At 60.6% G+C, this 15,090-nt stretch carries 11 protein-coding genes; 4 read left to right on the forward strand and 7 right to left on the reverse strand.

From position 1 onward, the window contains the following. The first annotated feature begins 142 nt into the window (after positions 1–142). From AC3IUF_RS01130 to AC3IUF_RS01145, 4 genes are all read left to right on the forward strand, one after another. Positions 143–1,246 (forward strand): efflux RND transporter periplasmic adaptor subunit, encoded by a 1,104-nt coding sequence (locus tag AC3IUF_RS01130; protein WP_007918719.1) that lies wholly within the window; start codon positions 143–145, stop codon positions 1,244–1,246. Beyond that, positions 1,243–2,307: an efflux RND transporter periplasmic adaptor subunit gene (locus AC3IUF_RS01135; RefSeq protein ID WP_095113919.1), complete on the forward strand. Its 1,065-nt coding sequence runs from the start codon at positions 1,243–1,245 to the stop codon at positions 2,305–2,307. The genes AC3IUF_RS01130 and AC3IUF_RS01135 overlap by 4 nt, the downstream gene beginning before the upstream one ends. Next, positions 2,304–5,369 carry an efflux RND transporter permease subunit gene (locus AC3IUF_RS01140; protein ID WP_489280138.1) on the forward strand — a complete coding sequence of 1,022 codons (3,066 nt, stop codon included), beginning with the start codon at positions 2,304–2,306 and terminating at the stop codon, positions 5,367–5,369. Before AC3IUF_RS01135 ends, AC3IUF_RS01140 begins: the two co-directional genes overlap by 4 nt. Positions 5,370–5,459: 90 nt before the next feature. Then, positions 5,460–7,712 carry a glycoside hydrolase gene (locus AC3IUF_RS01145; protein ID WP_489280139.1) on the forward strand — a complete coding sequence of 751 codons (2,253 nt, stop codon included), beginning with the start codon at positions 5,460–5,462 and terminating at the stop codon, positions 7,710–7,712. Between the two features lies 1 nt (position 7,713). Here AC3IUF_RS01145 and AC3IUF_RS01150 read toward each other — a convergent pair whose 3' ends face one another. The 7 genes from AC3IUF_RS01150 to AC3IUF_RS01180 form a co-directional block, all read right to left on the reverse strand. Next, the gene (locus AC3IUF_RS01150) at positions 7,714–8,340 is read right to left on the reverse strand and encodes a class I SAM-dependent methyltransferase (RefSeq protein ID WP_095113921.1); all 627 of its coding nucleotides are present in this window, start codon (positions 8,338–8,340) and stop codon (positions 7,714–7,716) included. A 170-nt stretch (positions 8,341–8,510) separates the two neighbouring features. Next, on the reverse strand, positions 8,511–9,155 hold the full coding sequence (locus AC3IUF_RS01155; RefSeq protein WP_034151854.1) for a methionine ABC transporter permease: 645 nt from the start codon (positions 9,153–9,155) through the stop codon (positions 8,511–8,513). Beyond that, the gene (locus tag AC3IUF_RS01160) at positions 9,145–10,266 is read right to left on the reverse strand and encodes a methionine ABC transporter ATP-binding protein (RefSeq protein WP_489280140.1); all 1,122 of its coding nucleotides are present in this window, start codon (positions 10,264–10,266) and stop codon (positions 9,145–9,147) included. Before AC3IUF_RS01160 ends, AC3IUF_RS01155 begins: the two co-directional genes overlap by 11 nt. A gap of 2 nt (positions 10,267–10,268) precedes the next feature. Next, positions 10,269–11,078, reverse strand: coding sequence for a MetQ/NlpA family ABC transporter substrate-binding protein (locus AC3IUF_RS01165; protein ID WP_007918730.1), 810 nt, complete (start codon positions 11,076–11,078; stop codon positions 10,269–10,271). Between the two features lie 126 nt (positions 11,079–11,204). Then, a complete protein-coding gene (locus AC3IUF_RS01170) occupies positions 11,205–12,563 on the reverse strand; it encodes an LLM class flavin-dependent oxidoreductase (RefSeq protein WP_489280142.1) in 1,359 nt (452 codons plus the stop codon). Then, entirely contained in the window at positions 12,563–13,756 is a 1,194-nt protein-coding gene (locus AC3IUF_RS01175; RefSeq protein WP_489280143.1) for an SfnB family sulfur acquisition oxidoreductase, read from the reverse strand. The genes AC3IUF_RS01170 and AC3IUF_RS01175 overlap by 1 nt, the downstream gene beginning before the upstream one ends. A gap of 25 nt (positions 13,757–13,781) precedes the next feature. After that, positions 13,782–15,023 (reverse strand): SfnB family sulfur acquisition oxidoreductase, encoded by a 1,242-nt coding sequence (locus tag AC3IUF_RS01180; protein ID WP_007918734.1) that lies wholly within the window; start codon positions 15,021–15,023, stop codon positions 13,782–13,784. Positions 15,024–15,090: the final 67 nt, after the last annotated feature.

A 15,090-nucleotide genomic window follows, 5' to 3' on the forward strand; every position in this document is an offset into this window, starting at 1 on the left:
TGTTGTTTTTAAAAGATCAAAAGATCGCAGCCTCCGGCAGCTCCTAGAGGAAATATGAGGGACGAACGGGCGAACGTTGAACCCTGTTCTAAGCTCACAGTCGTATCGTCACTTGCACGTTCGTACACAGGAAGGAGTCTGCATGGCGAGTCCCGGTTTGAAAACAGCGGTCATGCTGAGTCTGTTCACCTTGGTGACCGCATGCGGCGAGAAAAAAGCCCCTGAGGAATACCTGCCACGGGTCTTTGTACAAGAGGTCAAACCCACGGATTACGCGGCTTCGGTGACATTGACCGGTGACGTGCAGGCGCGCGTGCAGACTGAATTGTCGTTCCGCGTCGGCGGCAAGATCATCCAGCGCATGGTCGACGTCGGCGACCGGGTCACCGCCAAACAGGTGCTGGCCAAACTCGATCCCAAGGATTTGCAGACCAACGTCGACTCCGCCCAGGCTCAGGTAGTCGCCGAACAAGCCCGGGTGAAACAGAGTGCCGCGGCGTTCGTACGCCAGCAAAAACTCCTGCCCAAGGGCTACACCAGCCAGAGCGAATACGATTCCGCCCAAGCGGCGCTGCGCAGCAGCCAGAGCGCCTTGAGTGCGGCGCAGGCGCAATTGGCTAATGCGAAGGACCAGTTGAGCTACACCGCACTGATCGCTGATGCACCGGGGGTGATCACCGAGCGTCAGGCCGAAGTCGGCCAGGTCGTGCAGGCCACTGCGCCGATTTTTTCGCTGGCCCGCGACGGCGACCGTGACGCGGTGTTCAACGTCTACGAATCGCTGCTGGCCGAGCGTCCTGCGGATCCCTCGATCGTCGTCAGCCTGCTCGATAACCCTGCCATCAAAACCACCGGTACGGTGCGTGAAATCACCCCGGCGGTGTCGGCGCAGTCCGGCACGGTGCAAGTCAAAGTCAGCCTCGACAGCTTGCCACAAGGGATGCAGCTGGGCTCGGTGGTCAGCGCCACGGCCAAGGGCAGCGGCAAGTCGGCAGTCGAATTGCCATGGTCGGCGCTGACCAAAAACATCAGTGATCCGGCGGTGTGGATGGTCGACGATAAAGGTGAAGCGCAGTTGCACAACGTGACCGTCGGCCGCTACCTGATCGGCAAGGTCATCATCAGCGAAGGCCTCAAGGGCGGGGAAAAAGTCATCGTCGCCGGTGGGCAGTTGTTGCATCCCGGCATGAAAGTCGAAATCGCTGAAAACACCTACAAGGATCTGCAACCGGGAGCACAGCCATGAAGCGTCTGGGGCTGTTATCCGTGGGTGTGTTGCTGGCGGCCTGCTCGAAAAGCGAGCCCCCTCCGGAGCCGGTACGTCCGGTGTTATCGGTCAAGGTTCAAGCGCTGAGCGAGGAAAGCCTCGGGCGTTTCGCCGGCAGCATCCAGGCGCGTTATGAAAGCAACACCGGTTTCCGCGTCGGTGGCCGCATCGCCAGCCGCAACGTCGATGTCGGAACCGAAGTGCAAAAGGGCACGCTGCTCGCCACCCTCGATCCGTCTGATCAGCAGAACCAATTGCGTTCGGCCCAGGGCGACCTGGCCAAGGTTCAGGCGCAACTGATCAATGCCCAGGCCAATGCCCGCCGTCAGCAGGCGCTGTTCGATCGCGGCGTCGGGGCGCAGGCACAACTGGACATTGCCACCACGGACTTGAAAACCACCCAGGCCTCGCTGGACCAGGCACGGGCGGCGGTCAATCAAAGCAAGGACCAGCTCGGCTACACCGAACTGCGTTCCGACCATAAAGCCGTGGTCACCGCGTGGAACGCTGAAGCCGGGCAAGTGGTGACGGCGGGCCAGCAGGTCGTGACCCTGGCGCAACCGGACATCAAGGAAGCGGTGATCGATCTGCCGGACACCCTGGTCGATCAGATTCCCTCCGACGTGGTGTTTCTGGTGGCCGGGCAACTCGACCCGAGCATCAACACCACGGCAACCCTTCGCGAGATCGAACCGCAGGCGCAAAGCGCCACGCGTACTCGTCGCGCACGCCTGACGCTGGCTGAGACACCGGACGGTTTCCGCCTCGGCACGGCGATCAGCGTGACCCTCAGTTCGGCGATCAAACCGCGCATCGAATTGCCGGCTACCGCTTTGCAGGAGGTCGACGGCAAACCACGGATCTGGGTCATCGACACCCAGAGCAAAACCGTCAGCCCTCGCGACGTCAGCGTGATCAGCCGCACCGACAGCAGCGTAGTGCTCGCGGGCGGCGTGAAGAATGGCGAGCGCGTGGTCAGCGCGGGCGTCAACAGCCTCAAACCCGGACAATCGGTAAAACTTGACGAGGACAGTCAATGAAAGGCTCTTTCAACCTCTCCGAATGGGCCCTCAAGCATCAGTCATTCGTCTGGTACCTGATGTTCGTCGCATTGCTGATGGGCGTGTTCTCGTACTTCAATCTGGGCCGCGAAGAAGACCCGTCGTTCACCATCAAGACCATGGTGATCCAGACCAAATGGCCGGGCGCGACCCAGGAGGAAACCCTTGCGCAGGTCACCGATCGCATCGAGAAAAAACTCGAAGAACTCGACTCCCTCGACTACGTGAAAAGTTACACGCGCCCCGGCGAATCGACGGTGTACGTGTACCTGCGCGACACCACCAGCGCCAAGGACATCCCGGAAATCTGGTACCAGGTGCGCAAGAAGATCGACGACATTCGCGGGCAGTTCCCCAAAGGTATTCAAGGGCCCGGGTTCAACGACGAGTTCGGTGATGTGTTCGGCTCGGTCTACGCCTTCACCGCCGATGGCCTGACCATGCGCCAGTTACGCGATTACGTGGAACAGGCGCGGGCCGAGATCCGCAATGTACCGGGGCTGGGCAAGATCGAAATGATCGGCCAGCAGGACGAAGTGATTTATCTGAACTTCTCTACCCGCAAACTCGCGGCGTTGGGTATCGATCAGCGTCAGGTCGTGCAGAGCCTGCAATCGCAGAACGCCGTGACCCCGGCCGGTGTGATCGAGGCCGGCCCTGAGCGGATTTCCGTGCGCACTTCGGGGCAGTTCGCCTCGGAAAAGGATCTGGCCGAGGTCAATCTCAAACTCAACGACCGTTTCTATCGCCTGGCTGACATCGCCGACATCACTCGCGGTTACACCGATCCGGCTACCCCGGAATTCCGCTTCGACGGCAAACCGGCCATCGGTCTGGCGATTGCCATGCAGAAGGGCGGCAACGTTCAGGAGTTTGGCAAGGCGTTGCACCAGCGCATCGATGAACTGACTGCAGACTTGCCGGTTGGCGTGGGTGTGCACACCGTGTCCGATCAGGCGGTGGTGGTGGAAGAAGCGGTCGGTGGCTTTACCAGTGCCCTGTTCGAGGCGGTGATCATCGTGCTGGTGGTCAGCTTCATCAGCCTCGGCGTGCGCGCCGGCCTGGTGGTGGCGTGCTCGATTCCGCTGGTGCTGGCGATGGTGTTTGTGTTCATGGAATACAGTGGCATCACCATGCAGCGGATTTCTCTCGGCGCACTGATCATCGCTCTCGGCCTGCTCGTCGACGACGCGATGATCACCGTGGAGATGATGGTCACGCGCCTGGAAATGGGCGAGACCAAGGAGCAAGCCGCGACGTTCGCCTACACCTCGACGGCATTCCCGATGCTCACCGGTACACTGGTGACCGTCGCCGGTTTCGTGCCCATCGGCCTCAACGCCAGTTCCGCCGGTGAGTACACCTACACGCTGTTTGCGGTGATTGCCGTGGCCATGATTGTGTCGTGGATTGTCGCGGTGTTCTTCGCTCCGGTGATCGGCGTGCACATTCTCAGCGCCAACGTGAAACCCCATGAAGCCGAGCCTGGCCGCGTCGGGCGTGCGTTCAATGGCGGCCTGTTGTGGGCGATGCGCAATCGCTGGTGGGCGATCGGGATCACCGTACTGCTGTTTGTTCTGTCGATTTTTTGCATGCGCTTTGTACAGAACCAGTTTTTCCCGGCGTCGGACCGCCCGGAAATTCTCGTCGACCTCAACCTGCCGCAAAACGCCTCGATCGACGAAACCCGCAAGGCTGTCGGCAAGCTCGAAGCGACGCTCAAAGGGGATCCGGACATCGTGCGTTGGAGTACTTACATCGGTCAGGGCGCGATCCGTTTCTATCTGCCGCTCGACCAGCAATTGCAAAACCCGTACTACGCGCAACTGGTGATCGTCAGCAAAGACTTCGAGGCCCGTGAGGCACTCAGTCAGCGTCTGCGCGAGCGCTTGCACAAAGACTTCGTCGGCATCGGCAGTTACGTCCAGGCGCTGGAAATGGGCCCGCCGGTGGGGCGTCCGATCCAGTACCGGGTCAGCGGCAAGGACATCGATCAAGTGCGCAAACACGCCATCGACCTCGCCACCGAGCTGGACAAGAACCCGCACATCGGCGAGATCATTTACGACTGGAACGAGCCGGGCAAAGTCCTGCGCATCGACATCGCGCAGGACAAGGCGCGGCAGCTCGGGTTGTCCTCCGAAGACGTGGCGAACCTGATGAACAGCATCGTCAGCGGCGCGCCTTTGACCCAGGTCAACGACGACATCTATCTGATCAATGTGGTCGGCCGGGCGGTGAATTCGGAGCGCGGTACGCCGGAAACCCTGCAGAATCTGCAGATCGTTACGCCCAACGGCACATCGATTCCGTTACTGGCGTTCGCCACTGTGCGCTATGAGCTGGAACAGCCGCTGGTGTGGCGTCGCGACCGTTTGCCGACCATCACCATCAAGGCTTCGGTGCGCGACGAGATCCAGCCGACCGATCTGGTGAAAATCCTCAAGCCGTCGATTGATGCCTTCGCTGACAAATTGCCGGTCGGCTACAAGGTCGCCACCGGCGGTACGGTCGAGGAAAGCGGCAAGGCGCAGGGGCCGATTGCCAAGGTCTTGCCGTTGATGCTGTTTTTGATGGCGACCTTTCTGATGATCCAGTTGCACAGCGTGCAGAAGATGTTCCTGGTGGCGAGTGTCGCGCCGCTGGGGCTGATCGGCGTGGTGCTGGCGCTGGTGCCGACCGGTACGCCGATGGGCTTTGTGGCGATTCTGGGAATTCTCGCGCTGATCGGCATCATCATCCGTAACTCGGTGATTCTGGTGACGCAGATCGATGAGTTCGAGAAGAAGGGCTATGCACCGTGGGATGCGGTGGTGGAAGCGACTGAGCATCGGCGTCGGCCGATCCTGTTGACCGCGGCAGCGGCGAGCATGGGCATGATCCCGATTGCCCGGGAAGTGTTCTGGGGGCCGATGGCGTACGCGATGATCGGCGGGATTGTGGTGGCGACGTTGCTGACGCTGCTGTTCCTGCCGGCGCTGTATGTGGCCTGGTACAAGATTCGCGAGCCGAAGAAGGACGCTTCGTCATCGACCCGCTGAGTGCGTTTGTTACACCTTTGGGAAAGGTCTGACTTACAACTGTGATGCCTTGCGTTACCGTCCTTCCTCCATTTGGAGGAGGGACGCCTGATGTCGACTGTCACTTGCTGGCTGCGCCAACTGCTGTTATTGGCCGGCCTGTGCCTGTCGCCCTCATCGCTGGCCGACATCCTTTTGGTGAACCCGCTGTGGCGCGTACAACTCGACCCCGCAACCCTCGCCGTGCGAGTCACCCCGGCCAATGGCGCGACTGTACAGGCATCGACGGGTGTCGCCGCGCACAGGGTCAGCAACCTGGTGCAACGCGACAATCGCGTCGACTGGCAATGGAACGATGGCGCCTGGTCACTCAGCGTTGATCTCGATCAACGCGACCTGACGTTCTCGATCACCGCACGCGCCCCGGCTGAACTTGAGTTCTTGCGCCAGCCCGGCAATGCCATGGGCAAGGGCCTGATCTGGCCCTTGGCCGAGGGGCATTATGTGCCGCGCGGCGATCCGGTGTGGCAGGCGTTTCTGGTGCGTCAAGGGGTGCTCAATGCCACTCAGGACATGAGTCTGCCGATCTGGGGTGTCGAGCATGAGGGATTCAGCCTCAGCTGGTTGCTGACCAATCCCTTTAACAAACAACTGCAGTTCAACGCTGAAGGCGATTCGCTGGCTTTGTCGGTGCGCCACCAATTCACCTCACTCAAGCCGTCGACACCGCTGACGTTCAGCCTGTTTTTGGGTGACGCCGACCCGCTGGCCGGCGCCAAACGCTACCGGCAATGGCTGATCGACACCGGCCGTTACGAAAGCCTGAGCAGCAAGCTTGAGAAAACACCGGCGTCGCGAAAGCTGTTGGGCGCCACTCATGTCTACCTGTGGGGTAACGATCTGCTGGGGCAAAAGGATGTGCGTAACTGGCCGGCGTTGCTTGGCAAGTTGCGCGGCCCGAGCCGCCTTGCCGGCGCATTGCGCGAAGGCATGGATCGCGAAGACTTGCAGTTGCTGGCCACCGAAACGGTGCTCGATCGTTATCAGCAAGACGTGCTGCTGCGAAGCCTCAATCACGCGCTGAACACTCAGGCGCGCAAAACCTGGCAAGCCCGCGCGGTGCCGGACATGCAGGCACTGGCCAACGGTTATGTTGCCTTGCGCGGGCAACTGGCCCGCGAGTTCGCGGGTGCCGTGACAGCCAATTCCGAGCAATGGGGCAGCACTTTGTCGCTGGATACGATTGAGCGATTGCAGAACGCTGGGCTGCCGCGCCTGTGGTTGGGGCTTGGCGAGGGCTGGGAGGGCGGCCTCTGGCATCCCGAGGCGGTTCGCGCGGGCGTGCAGGCGGGGTATCTGCTTGCACCGTATGACTCTTACGAGACCGCGCTGAGGCGGGATGAGAATCCAGACTGGACCACCGCACATCTGGGTGACACGGCTTACCGTGAGTGCGCCATCTTGCTGGAAGATCGCACGATGAAAAGCGGCTTTCAGCAGTCGGGTCATTACACCGACCCGCGTTGCGTGCGCCCTTTGTTGGAGCAACGGGTCAAAGCGGTCAGCGTCGCCGCTGGTTTCAACAGCTGGTTTCTCGACGCCTACGCCACAGGCATGGTGTTCGACAGCTACCGTGCGGACGCCCCAATGACACAGGCACAGAACGCCGAAGGCAATGTCGCGGCGTCGCGCTGGATCAATGAAGTGCTGCAATTGCCCAGCGGCTCAGAAGACGGCAATGCAACGACGGCCCAAGGCGTACTGTTCGCTCATGGCATGCAGACACCGGTGATCGGTTGGGGCGATGCTGACATGAGTAAAAACCCGGATTCCGAATATTTTGTCGGCAAGTGGTTTCCGCCGGAGCAACCGGCCCTGTTCTTCAAATCCGTGCCAATAAAGGAACCGTTGCGGCGCATACACTTTGACCCGGCCAGCCGTTTGCCGCTTTATCAAGCAGTGTTCCACGGTTCGCTCATCACCACCCATCACTGGTTGTTCGACAGCCTTAAACCAGGCAACGCAAGGGTGGAAAACGAACTGACGCAATTGCTGTACAACGTGCCGCCGCTGTACCACCTGAGTGCGGCAACGCTGGCGCAGCGACTGCCGCTGATGGCTCGTCAGGATGCATTTTTCCGTCCGCTGCATGAGCGCCTGGCGACGCAGGCGTTGACCGGTTTCCAATGGCTGAGCGGGGATCGGCAGGTGCAGCAGACTTCATTTGAAGACGGCACTCGGCTGCTGGCCAACTTCGATCCAGCCCCGCGTGAAGTGGACGGCCGGACCCTGCCCGGCGAGAGCATCACGCTGCTGCTGCCGGAAGGTACCGTCAGCCACTACCGGGTGCAGGCAACTCCGTGACTCAGACTTTGCGCCAGACGCTGGCCAACCACGGCTGCTGTTCGCGCGGCAGGCCTGCGGGACGGAAGTAGTGTTCAAGTTCGACGAATCCGGCGCGGGCAAGCAGCCCGCGCCATGCCTCCAGATCGTGATACGAGCCATAGCGCGGCCCGTTCCAGCCCTCGCGGTTATCCCCGCGCGGGTTAGAGCTGAACAGCACACCGCCCGGTTTCAAGGTATCGCGCAGCTGTTGCAAAACCCGTGGCAATTCCTGCAATGGCACATGAAACAGCACCGCATTGGCGAAGATTCCGTCGAAGCGTTCAGCCGGCAGATCGAGTTTCAGAAAGTCCTGTTGCAGCACCTCACAACCACTGTCCTCACGGGCCATTCGCGCAAACTCTTGGGAACCGTCGAGACCCACGGCGATGTGCCCCATACGCGTAAACGTCTGCAAATCCCGTCCCGGCCCGCAGCCGAAATCCAGAACCGTGAACGGCGCCACACCTTGAATATGCCGCAGCAGCGCATCGATGTTCTGGCTGACATCGTGGTCGCGGGTGCCTTCACGGAAGTCTTCAGCCACCGAGTTGTAGTGGCCGAGGGTGGTGGTGGTGATCTGTTCGAGATCGTTGGGGGTCTGCTTCATGGTGGGGATACGCGGGCAATTGGGATTTGCCGAATATACGCCATCGAGTTCGGGGCTGCTGCGCAGCCATTCGCGAGCAGGCTCGCTCCCACAGGGGAACGCATTCCAAATGTGGGAGCGAGCCTGCTCGCGAAAGCGGTTTCAGAGGCGCGGCATGATTCCGGATGAGCTCAGCGCTTGTTCAACCCCCGCGCCAACCGGTCCCCACCCAACTGGATCACCGCCACCAACGCCACCAGCAACACAATCACCGTCAGCATGATCTGGCTGTCAAAGCGCTGATACCCATAGCGATAGGCGATATCCCCCAACCCACCCGCGCCAATCGCCCCGGCCATGGCCGACGAGTTGATCATCGTCACCAGCGTAATGGTGAAACCGCCGACAATCCCTGGCAGCGCCTCCGGCAACAGCACATGCCAGACGATATGCCAACGCCGGCAGCCCATCGCCTGCGCAGCCTCGATCAAACCATGATCAACCTCGCGCAAACTCACTTCAGCAATCCGTGCAAAGAACGGCGTGGCGGCAATCGTCAGCGGCACGACGGCAGCCCAGACACCGTAGGTGGTACCGACAATCAACCGGGTAAATGGAATCAGCGCGACCATCAGAATCAGAAACGGGATCGAGCGGAACAGATTCACGAACGCGCCCAAGGCACGGTTCAACACCGGCGCTTCGTAGATCCCGCCCTTGTCGCTGGTGACCAGAATCACCGCCATGGGAATCCCCACCAGCAGCGCGATCAGCGAAGATACGCCGACCATCAGAAACGTATCGATAAAGCCCTGCAGCAAGCGATCAAACCACATAACCCAATACCTCCACGCGTTGCGCCCACGGTGCGGCGCGCTCGCGCAATTGTTCGGCGCTGAACGCTGAGTCGCTGACAGCCAACAACAGTTGCCCCAGCGCGTGACCCTGAATCCGTTCGACGCCGCCCTGAAGCAATCTCACCCGCCCGCCGAGCGCGGCGAACAGTGCGCCCAGATCCGGCTCGTCGCTGGCACTGCCGGTGAATTGCAGGCGCAGCACCACAGCGGCGTTGGAGGAGGGCGGCAGCGTGTGCAAGCAACTTTGCAATTCTTCCGGTAACGCGTGTTGCAGCGGCGCAAGCAAGGTCTGGCTGACCTCGTGCTGCGGATTACCGAACACTTCCCAGACCGGGCCTTGCTCGACAACCCGCCCGTGCTCAAGCACGACAACGCGGTCGCAGATTTCGCGGATCACTGCCATCTCGTGAGTGATCAGAACGATGGTCAGGCCCAGGCGTTTATTGATTTCGCGCAGCAGGCCGAGGATCGACTGAGTGGTCTCCGGGTCGAGTGCCGATGTGGCCTCGTCGCAGAGCAAAATATCCGGGTCATGCACCAACGCGCGAGCGATGCCGACACGCTGCTTCTGTCCGCCGGAAAGCTGCGCCGGGTAGGCCTTGTGCTTGGCTTGCAGGCCGACCAGTTCGAGCAGTTCGCGGACCTTTTTCTCGCGTTGTTCTTTCGGCACACCCGCGACTTTCAGCGGCAATTCAACGTTCTGCCAAACGGTCTTGGCTGACATCAGATTGAAGTGCTGAAAGATCATGCCGATGCGCCGGCGCAAAGCAACCAGACGGTCTTCATCGAACCCGCCAATATCGACCTGATCGATCAACACCCGTCCTGAGGTCGGTTGTTCCAGACGATTGATCGTGCGGATCAGCGACGACTTGCCGGCGCCGCTGCGGCCGATAATGCCGAACACTTCGCCGCGCTGAATTGCCAGATCGATGCCCTGCAAAGCCGCGACCGGGCCTTGCCGGCCGTTGTAGGTTTTACCCAGGCCGATGAAGCGTACGTGGGCGCGATTCAACTCGGGGTGCAGTTCGGTTTTTTCAGCATTGTGGGGCTCTGGAAACTCCAGTCGCCGTTGGATCGCGGCCGTCATGCTCAGCTTTCCCAACCGGCTTGATACAGCTTGCCGTGAGCCTTATCCAGTGCGGCGCGAACAACCGGCGAGTGCTGGTAAATGTCGACGAATTTGATCAGGCGCGGATCGGTTTTGCTCTTCGGCTGGATGACGAACTGGATCACGTACTCCTTGTGGTCGAGGCCGTCGAACAGCAGTGCCGAACCTGCATCGAAGGTCTTCGCCAAACGGATGTAGGCGGGGTAACCCTGAACCAGATCGGCGTCGTCGTAGGCGCGTACCAATTGCACGGCTTCAACCTGGAGGATTTTGATTTTCTTCGGGTTGGCGACGATGTCGTCTTCGGTGGCCTTGTAGCCGACGCCCGGTTTCAGCGTGATCAAACCGGCCTTGGCCAGCAGTTGCAGACCACGGCCGCTATTGATCGGATCGTTGGCGATGGCGACGCTGGCGCCTTCGGGCAACTCGTCGAAGCTTTTGTATTTTTTCGAGTAGAGGCCGACGTTGTTGATGATCCCCGGCGCGAACGGCACCAGATCAAAACCCGACGCGGCTTTGGCGTTTTCAAGGAACGGGATGTGCTGGAAGTAGTTCACGTCGATGTCGCCGGCGGCGAGGCTGACGTTCGGCGCGATCCAGTCGGTGAACTCCACTAACTCAACTTTGAGGCCTTGTTTGGAGGCCTCTTCGACAGCGGCTTCCAGCGGGATGGCGAAGGCTGCGGTGGTGCCGATTTTCAGCGGTGCGTCGGCGGCGAAGACTGCCGAGCTGAACAGGCCGAGGGCCAGGGCCAGTGCTTTGACTGGGTGTGACAGGCGTTTTTTGGTCATGATGGTTTTTCCAGTCAGTGCATTAATTTTGTGGTGTCGGGTCGGGCTTCATCGCTGGCAAGCCAGCTCCCACAGGTTTTGTGAACGCCACAAACCCTTGTGGGAGCTGGCTTGCCAGCGATGCTTTTAGCGGCGGAACGCTGCGCCGGTGTGTTGCACGGGCAACTGCGCCGCACCGTGAAACAGCTTCTCGCGCAAGCTGCCGTTGTCGTACGCGGTCTTGTACGACCCGCGCCGTTGTAACTCCGGAATCACCAATTCAATGAAATCGACGTAGCTCTCCGGCGTAACAATCCGGGTCAGGTTGAAGCCATCGAGGCCGGTCTCGGCGATCCACGATTCCAGCTCATCCGCGACTTGCTCAGGCGAGCCGACGACGGTGATGTAGCGACCACCGAGGGCGTGCTGGTCGAGCAATTTGCGCCGGGTCCAGTCGTTGTTCTGCAGGTTTTTGGTGGCGGACTGAATGGCGTTGCTCTTCACGTACTGGATCGGTTCGTCGATCTCGTACTGCGAAAAATCGATGCCGGTCGACGCGGAAAAATGCGCCACGCCAGCTTCGGCGCTGGCGTAACTCAGGTACTCGGCGTGCTTGGCCCACGCGGCTTCTTCGGTCGCACCGACGATCACGTTGAGGCCCATGAACACCTTGATGTCCTCGGGATTGCGGCCCGCTTCAACGGCGCTGGCGCGGACCTTGTCGACCTGAACTTTGGTCGACGGTTTGTTCTGACCGCTGATGAACACGCACTCGGCATGGCGTCCGGCGAAGAGCAAACCGCGTTCGGAACTGCCTGCTTGAAACAGCACTGGCGTACGCTGTGGCGAAGGCTCGCAGAGGTGATAACCCTCGACCTGATAGAACTCGCCTTTGTGCTCGACCTTGTGCACTTTTTCCGGGTTGGCGTAGATCCGCTGCTCGCGGTCGTTGAGCACTGCGCCGTTTTCCCAACTGCCTTCCCAGAGTTTGTAGAGCACCTTCAGATACTCGTCGGCCTGATCGTAGCGACGGTCGTGTTCCACCTGTTCGCTGAGGCCCATGGCTTTCGCGGCGCTGTCGAGATAACCGGTGACGATGTTCCAGCCAACACGACCACGGCTCAAATGATCGAGCGTCGACATGCGTCGGGCGAACAGATACGGCGGCTCATAAGTGAGATTCGCGGTCAGACCGAAACCAAGATTTCTGGTCACGGCAGCCATCGCTGAAACCAGTAACAACGGATCGTTGACCGGCAGCTGGATCGACTCTTTCAGCGTGACGTCGACCGAGTTCTGATAGACGTCATACACGCCGACGATGTCAGCGATGAACAAACCGTCGAACAGCCCGCGCTCCAGCAATTGCGCCAGTTCCGTCCAGTATTCGAGGGTGTTGTAGCGCGTCGAGGTGTCGCGCGGATGCGTCCACAGGCCATGGTTGATGTGGCCAATGCAGTTCATGTTGAACGCATTCAGCAGGATCTTTTTTTTCGCCGCGCTCATCAGATCGTCCCTCGCAACGGAGGGTTTTCGTCATTGAGGTAGTAGTTGCCCACCGCGTGATATTTCCAGCGCACCGGGTCGTGCAGGGTGTGCACGCGGGCGTTGCGCCAATGGCGGTCGAGGCCATGTTCGATCAGGGTCGCCTGGCTGCCGGCCAGTTCGAACAGCGTGCTGCCGGCGGCCAAAGAGATTTCAGTGCTGATCGCCCGTGCTTCGGCGACGGCAATCGAAGCGGCGGCGACGGTTTCTGCGTTGGTCTCGGCTTGCGCGGCGTCGAGGAATTCGCCGGCACGTTCGAGCAAGGCTTCGGTGGCGTGCAAGCGAATGCTCAAATGGCCGAAGCTCTTCAGTGTCAGTGGATCTTCGGTGGCTTTGTCGTTGCCGGAATCGATCCATGGCCGGGTTTTGCTGCGCACAAAATGCAGCGCGTCTTCATAAGCGGCGCGCGCGATGCCGGTGTCGATGGCGGCGTGAAGGATCTGCGCTAACGGGCCGACAGTGGTCGGGCGTTCGAAGGCACTTTGAAACGGCAGCACGTCTTCGGCGGCAACGAATACATCTTCGAACACCACAGAACCGCTGCCAGTGGTGCGCTGGCCAAAGCCGCTCCAGTCGTCGATCACCGTCAGGCCTTTGCTGTCACGCGGGACGAAGGCCAGTTGCTGCACGCCGTTTTCATCCACCACAGAAGTAGGAATGCGCTGTGCGTAAATCGCGCCTGTCGCATAGAACTTGCGACCGTTGATGCGATAGCCGTCACCGGCGCGCTTGAGGCTGGTGACGCGGTCGTGGGCGGTTTTGGTGCCCAGTTCTGCCAAGGCATTGCCGAAGCGTTGGCCGGCGAGAACCTCGGCGTACAGCCGTTGTTTTTGTGCGTGGCTGCCGTTTACGCGCAGCACTTCCAGTGCGTAGAAATGGTTCTGCGGAATCTGCCCGAGCGAGCCGTCGGCCTGGGCGATCAGGGCAATGACTTTGGCCAAAGTTACGTTGGACACGCCAGCGCCGCCGTATTCCCTGGGCACGCTGATGCCCCATAGACCGGAGCGGGAAAATACATCGAGTTCCGGCAGTGGCAAGCGACGTTCACGGTCGCGCAGGGTGCTGTCGCGTTTGAAATCTTCGGCCAGATCGCTGGCGACGATCAGGGCTTGCTCATCGCTGGTGATGACCGCGACGTGATGGGATAGCGTCATGTTTTTCTCCAGATGTCTGGTCGTCTCAGATCCAGGAATGGCGAGCCGGTAAAGTGCCGTTGAGGCGATAGGCGCCGACCGCGTGATATTTCCAGCGCACCGGGTCGTGCAGCGTGTGCACGCGGGCGTTGCGCCAGTGACGGTCGAGGTTGAATTCGGCGAGGGTCGCGCGGCTGCCGGCCAGTTCGAACAGCTTTTCGCTGGCGAGCAAGGAAATCTCGGTGGTCAGCACTTTTGCTTCGGCCACGGCGATCGAAGCGCGGGCGGCAGACTCGGCAGTGAGCGGCGCGGCGTGCACTTGATCAAGCACTTTGCCGGCCTTGCGCAGCAGCGCTTCGGCGGCGTGCAGTTCGATTTTCAGTTTGCCGATGTCAGCGATCACATAGAGGTCATCGCTGGCGCGATCAACCTTGGCGTCGATCCACGGCCGTGCACGGGTTTTGACGAACTCGATAGCGTCATCAATGGCGCCACGGGCGATGCCGGCGTCGATGGCCGCTTGAATCAACTGCGACACCGCGCCTTGGGTGTTAGGGGTTTCGTTGATCTTCCAGTTGTCGACCACCAGGCTCGATTCGACACGCACGTTGTTCAGCAGAATCGTGCCGCTGGCGGTGGTGCGCTGACCGAAACCCGACCAGTCATCAACGATGCGCAAACCCGGCGTGCCGCGACGGACAAAGGCCAGCACTTGCTTGCCGTCATCGTTGAGCGCCTTGACCGCCACCCAATGCGCAAACAGCGCACCGGTGGAATAAAACTTCTGGCCGTTGATCACGTAATCATCACCGTCGGCGGTGATTCGCGCTTTCAGCTCCAGGGTGTTTTTGGTGCCGCGTTCCGGGCCGGCATTGCCGATGCGCCAGCCTTCCAGAACGCTCTGGAACAGCTGTTTCTTCTGCTCCTCGGTCGCGCTGCCGAGTACCAGATTGATAATGCCGAACTGGTTCTGCGGAATCTGCCCCAACGCCGGGTCGGCGGCGGAGATGATCGCGAACACTTCGGCCAAAGTGACAAAGGAAACCTGCGGGCCACCGTATTCGCGCGGGATGGCGATGCTGCCTAATCCGCTGCGGGTGAACTGTTCGATTTCCGACCACGGCAACTTGCGCTGGCGGTCGCGTTTGGCGGCCTGCACGCGGGCGACTTGCGCCAGTTCATGGGCAGCCTTGATGGCTTGGGCGTCGTTGCGCAAGACCTGCGCGGGCAACAACAGTGGGGCGATGTCCAGATCCGACTGGACGTTTGCATCTGCCAGACTGGACATCAGTGCCGCTCCTTGGCTGCACGCAATGCCCTGGCGATCTGCACTGGGGTGATTGTGTTCCGGACCA

It is taken from the genome of Pseudomonas sp. KH_040 (genome assembly GCF_057839305.1).

Excerpts from the sequence above, each read along its gene's own strand:
- AC3IUF_RS01145 (WP_489280139.1), top strand. The coding sequence starts at position 5,460 with ATGTCGACTGTCACTTGCTGGCTGCGCCAACTGCTGTTATTGGCCGGC.
- AC3IUF_RS01175 (WP_489280143.1), bottom strand. The coding sequence starts at position 13,756 with ATGACGCTATCCCATCACGTCGCGGTCATCACCAGCGATGAGCAAGCC.
- AC3IUF_RS01155 (WP_034151854.1), bottom strand. The coding sequence starts at position 9,155 with ATGTGGTTTGATCGCTTGCTGCAGGGCTTTATCGATACGTTTCTGATG.
- AC3IUF_RS01135 (WP_095113919.1), top strand. The coding sequence starts at position 1,243 with ATGAAGCGTCTGGGGCTGTTATCCGTGGGTGTGTTGCTGGCGGCCTGC.
- AC3IUF_RS01165 (WP_007918730.1), bottom strand. The coding sequence starts at position 11,078 with ATGACCAAAAAACGCCTGTCACACCCAGTCAAAGCACTGGCCCTGGCC.
- AC3IUF_RS01130 (WP_007918719.1), top strand. The coding sequence starts at position 143 with ATGGCGAGTCCCGGTTTGAAAACAGCGGTCATGCTGAGTCTGTTCACC.
- AC3IUF_RS01180 (WP_007918734.1), bottom strand. The coding sequence starts at position 15,023 with ATGTCCAGTCTGGCAGATGCAAACGTCCAGTCGGATCTGGACATCGCC.
- AC3IUF_RS01170 (WP_489280142.1), bottom strand. The coding sequence starts at position 12,563 with ATGAGCGCGGCGAAAAAAAAGATCCTGCTGAATGCGTTCAACATGAAC.
- AC3IUF_RS01160 (WP_489280140.1), bottom strand. The coding sequence starts at position 10,266 with ATGACGGCCGCGATCCAACGGCGACTGGAGTTTCCAGAGCCCCACAAT.
- AC3IUF_RS01150 (WP_095113921.1), bottom strand. The coding sequence starts at position 8,340 with ATGAAGCAGACCCCCAACGATCTCGAACAGATCACCACCACCACCCTC.
- AC3IUF_RS01140 (WP_489280138.1), top strand. The coding sequence starts at position 2,304 with ATGAAAGGCTCTTTCAACCTCTCCGAATGGGCCCTCAAGCATCAGTCA.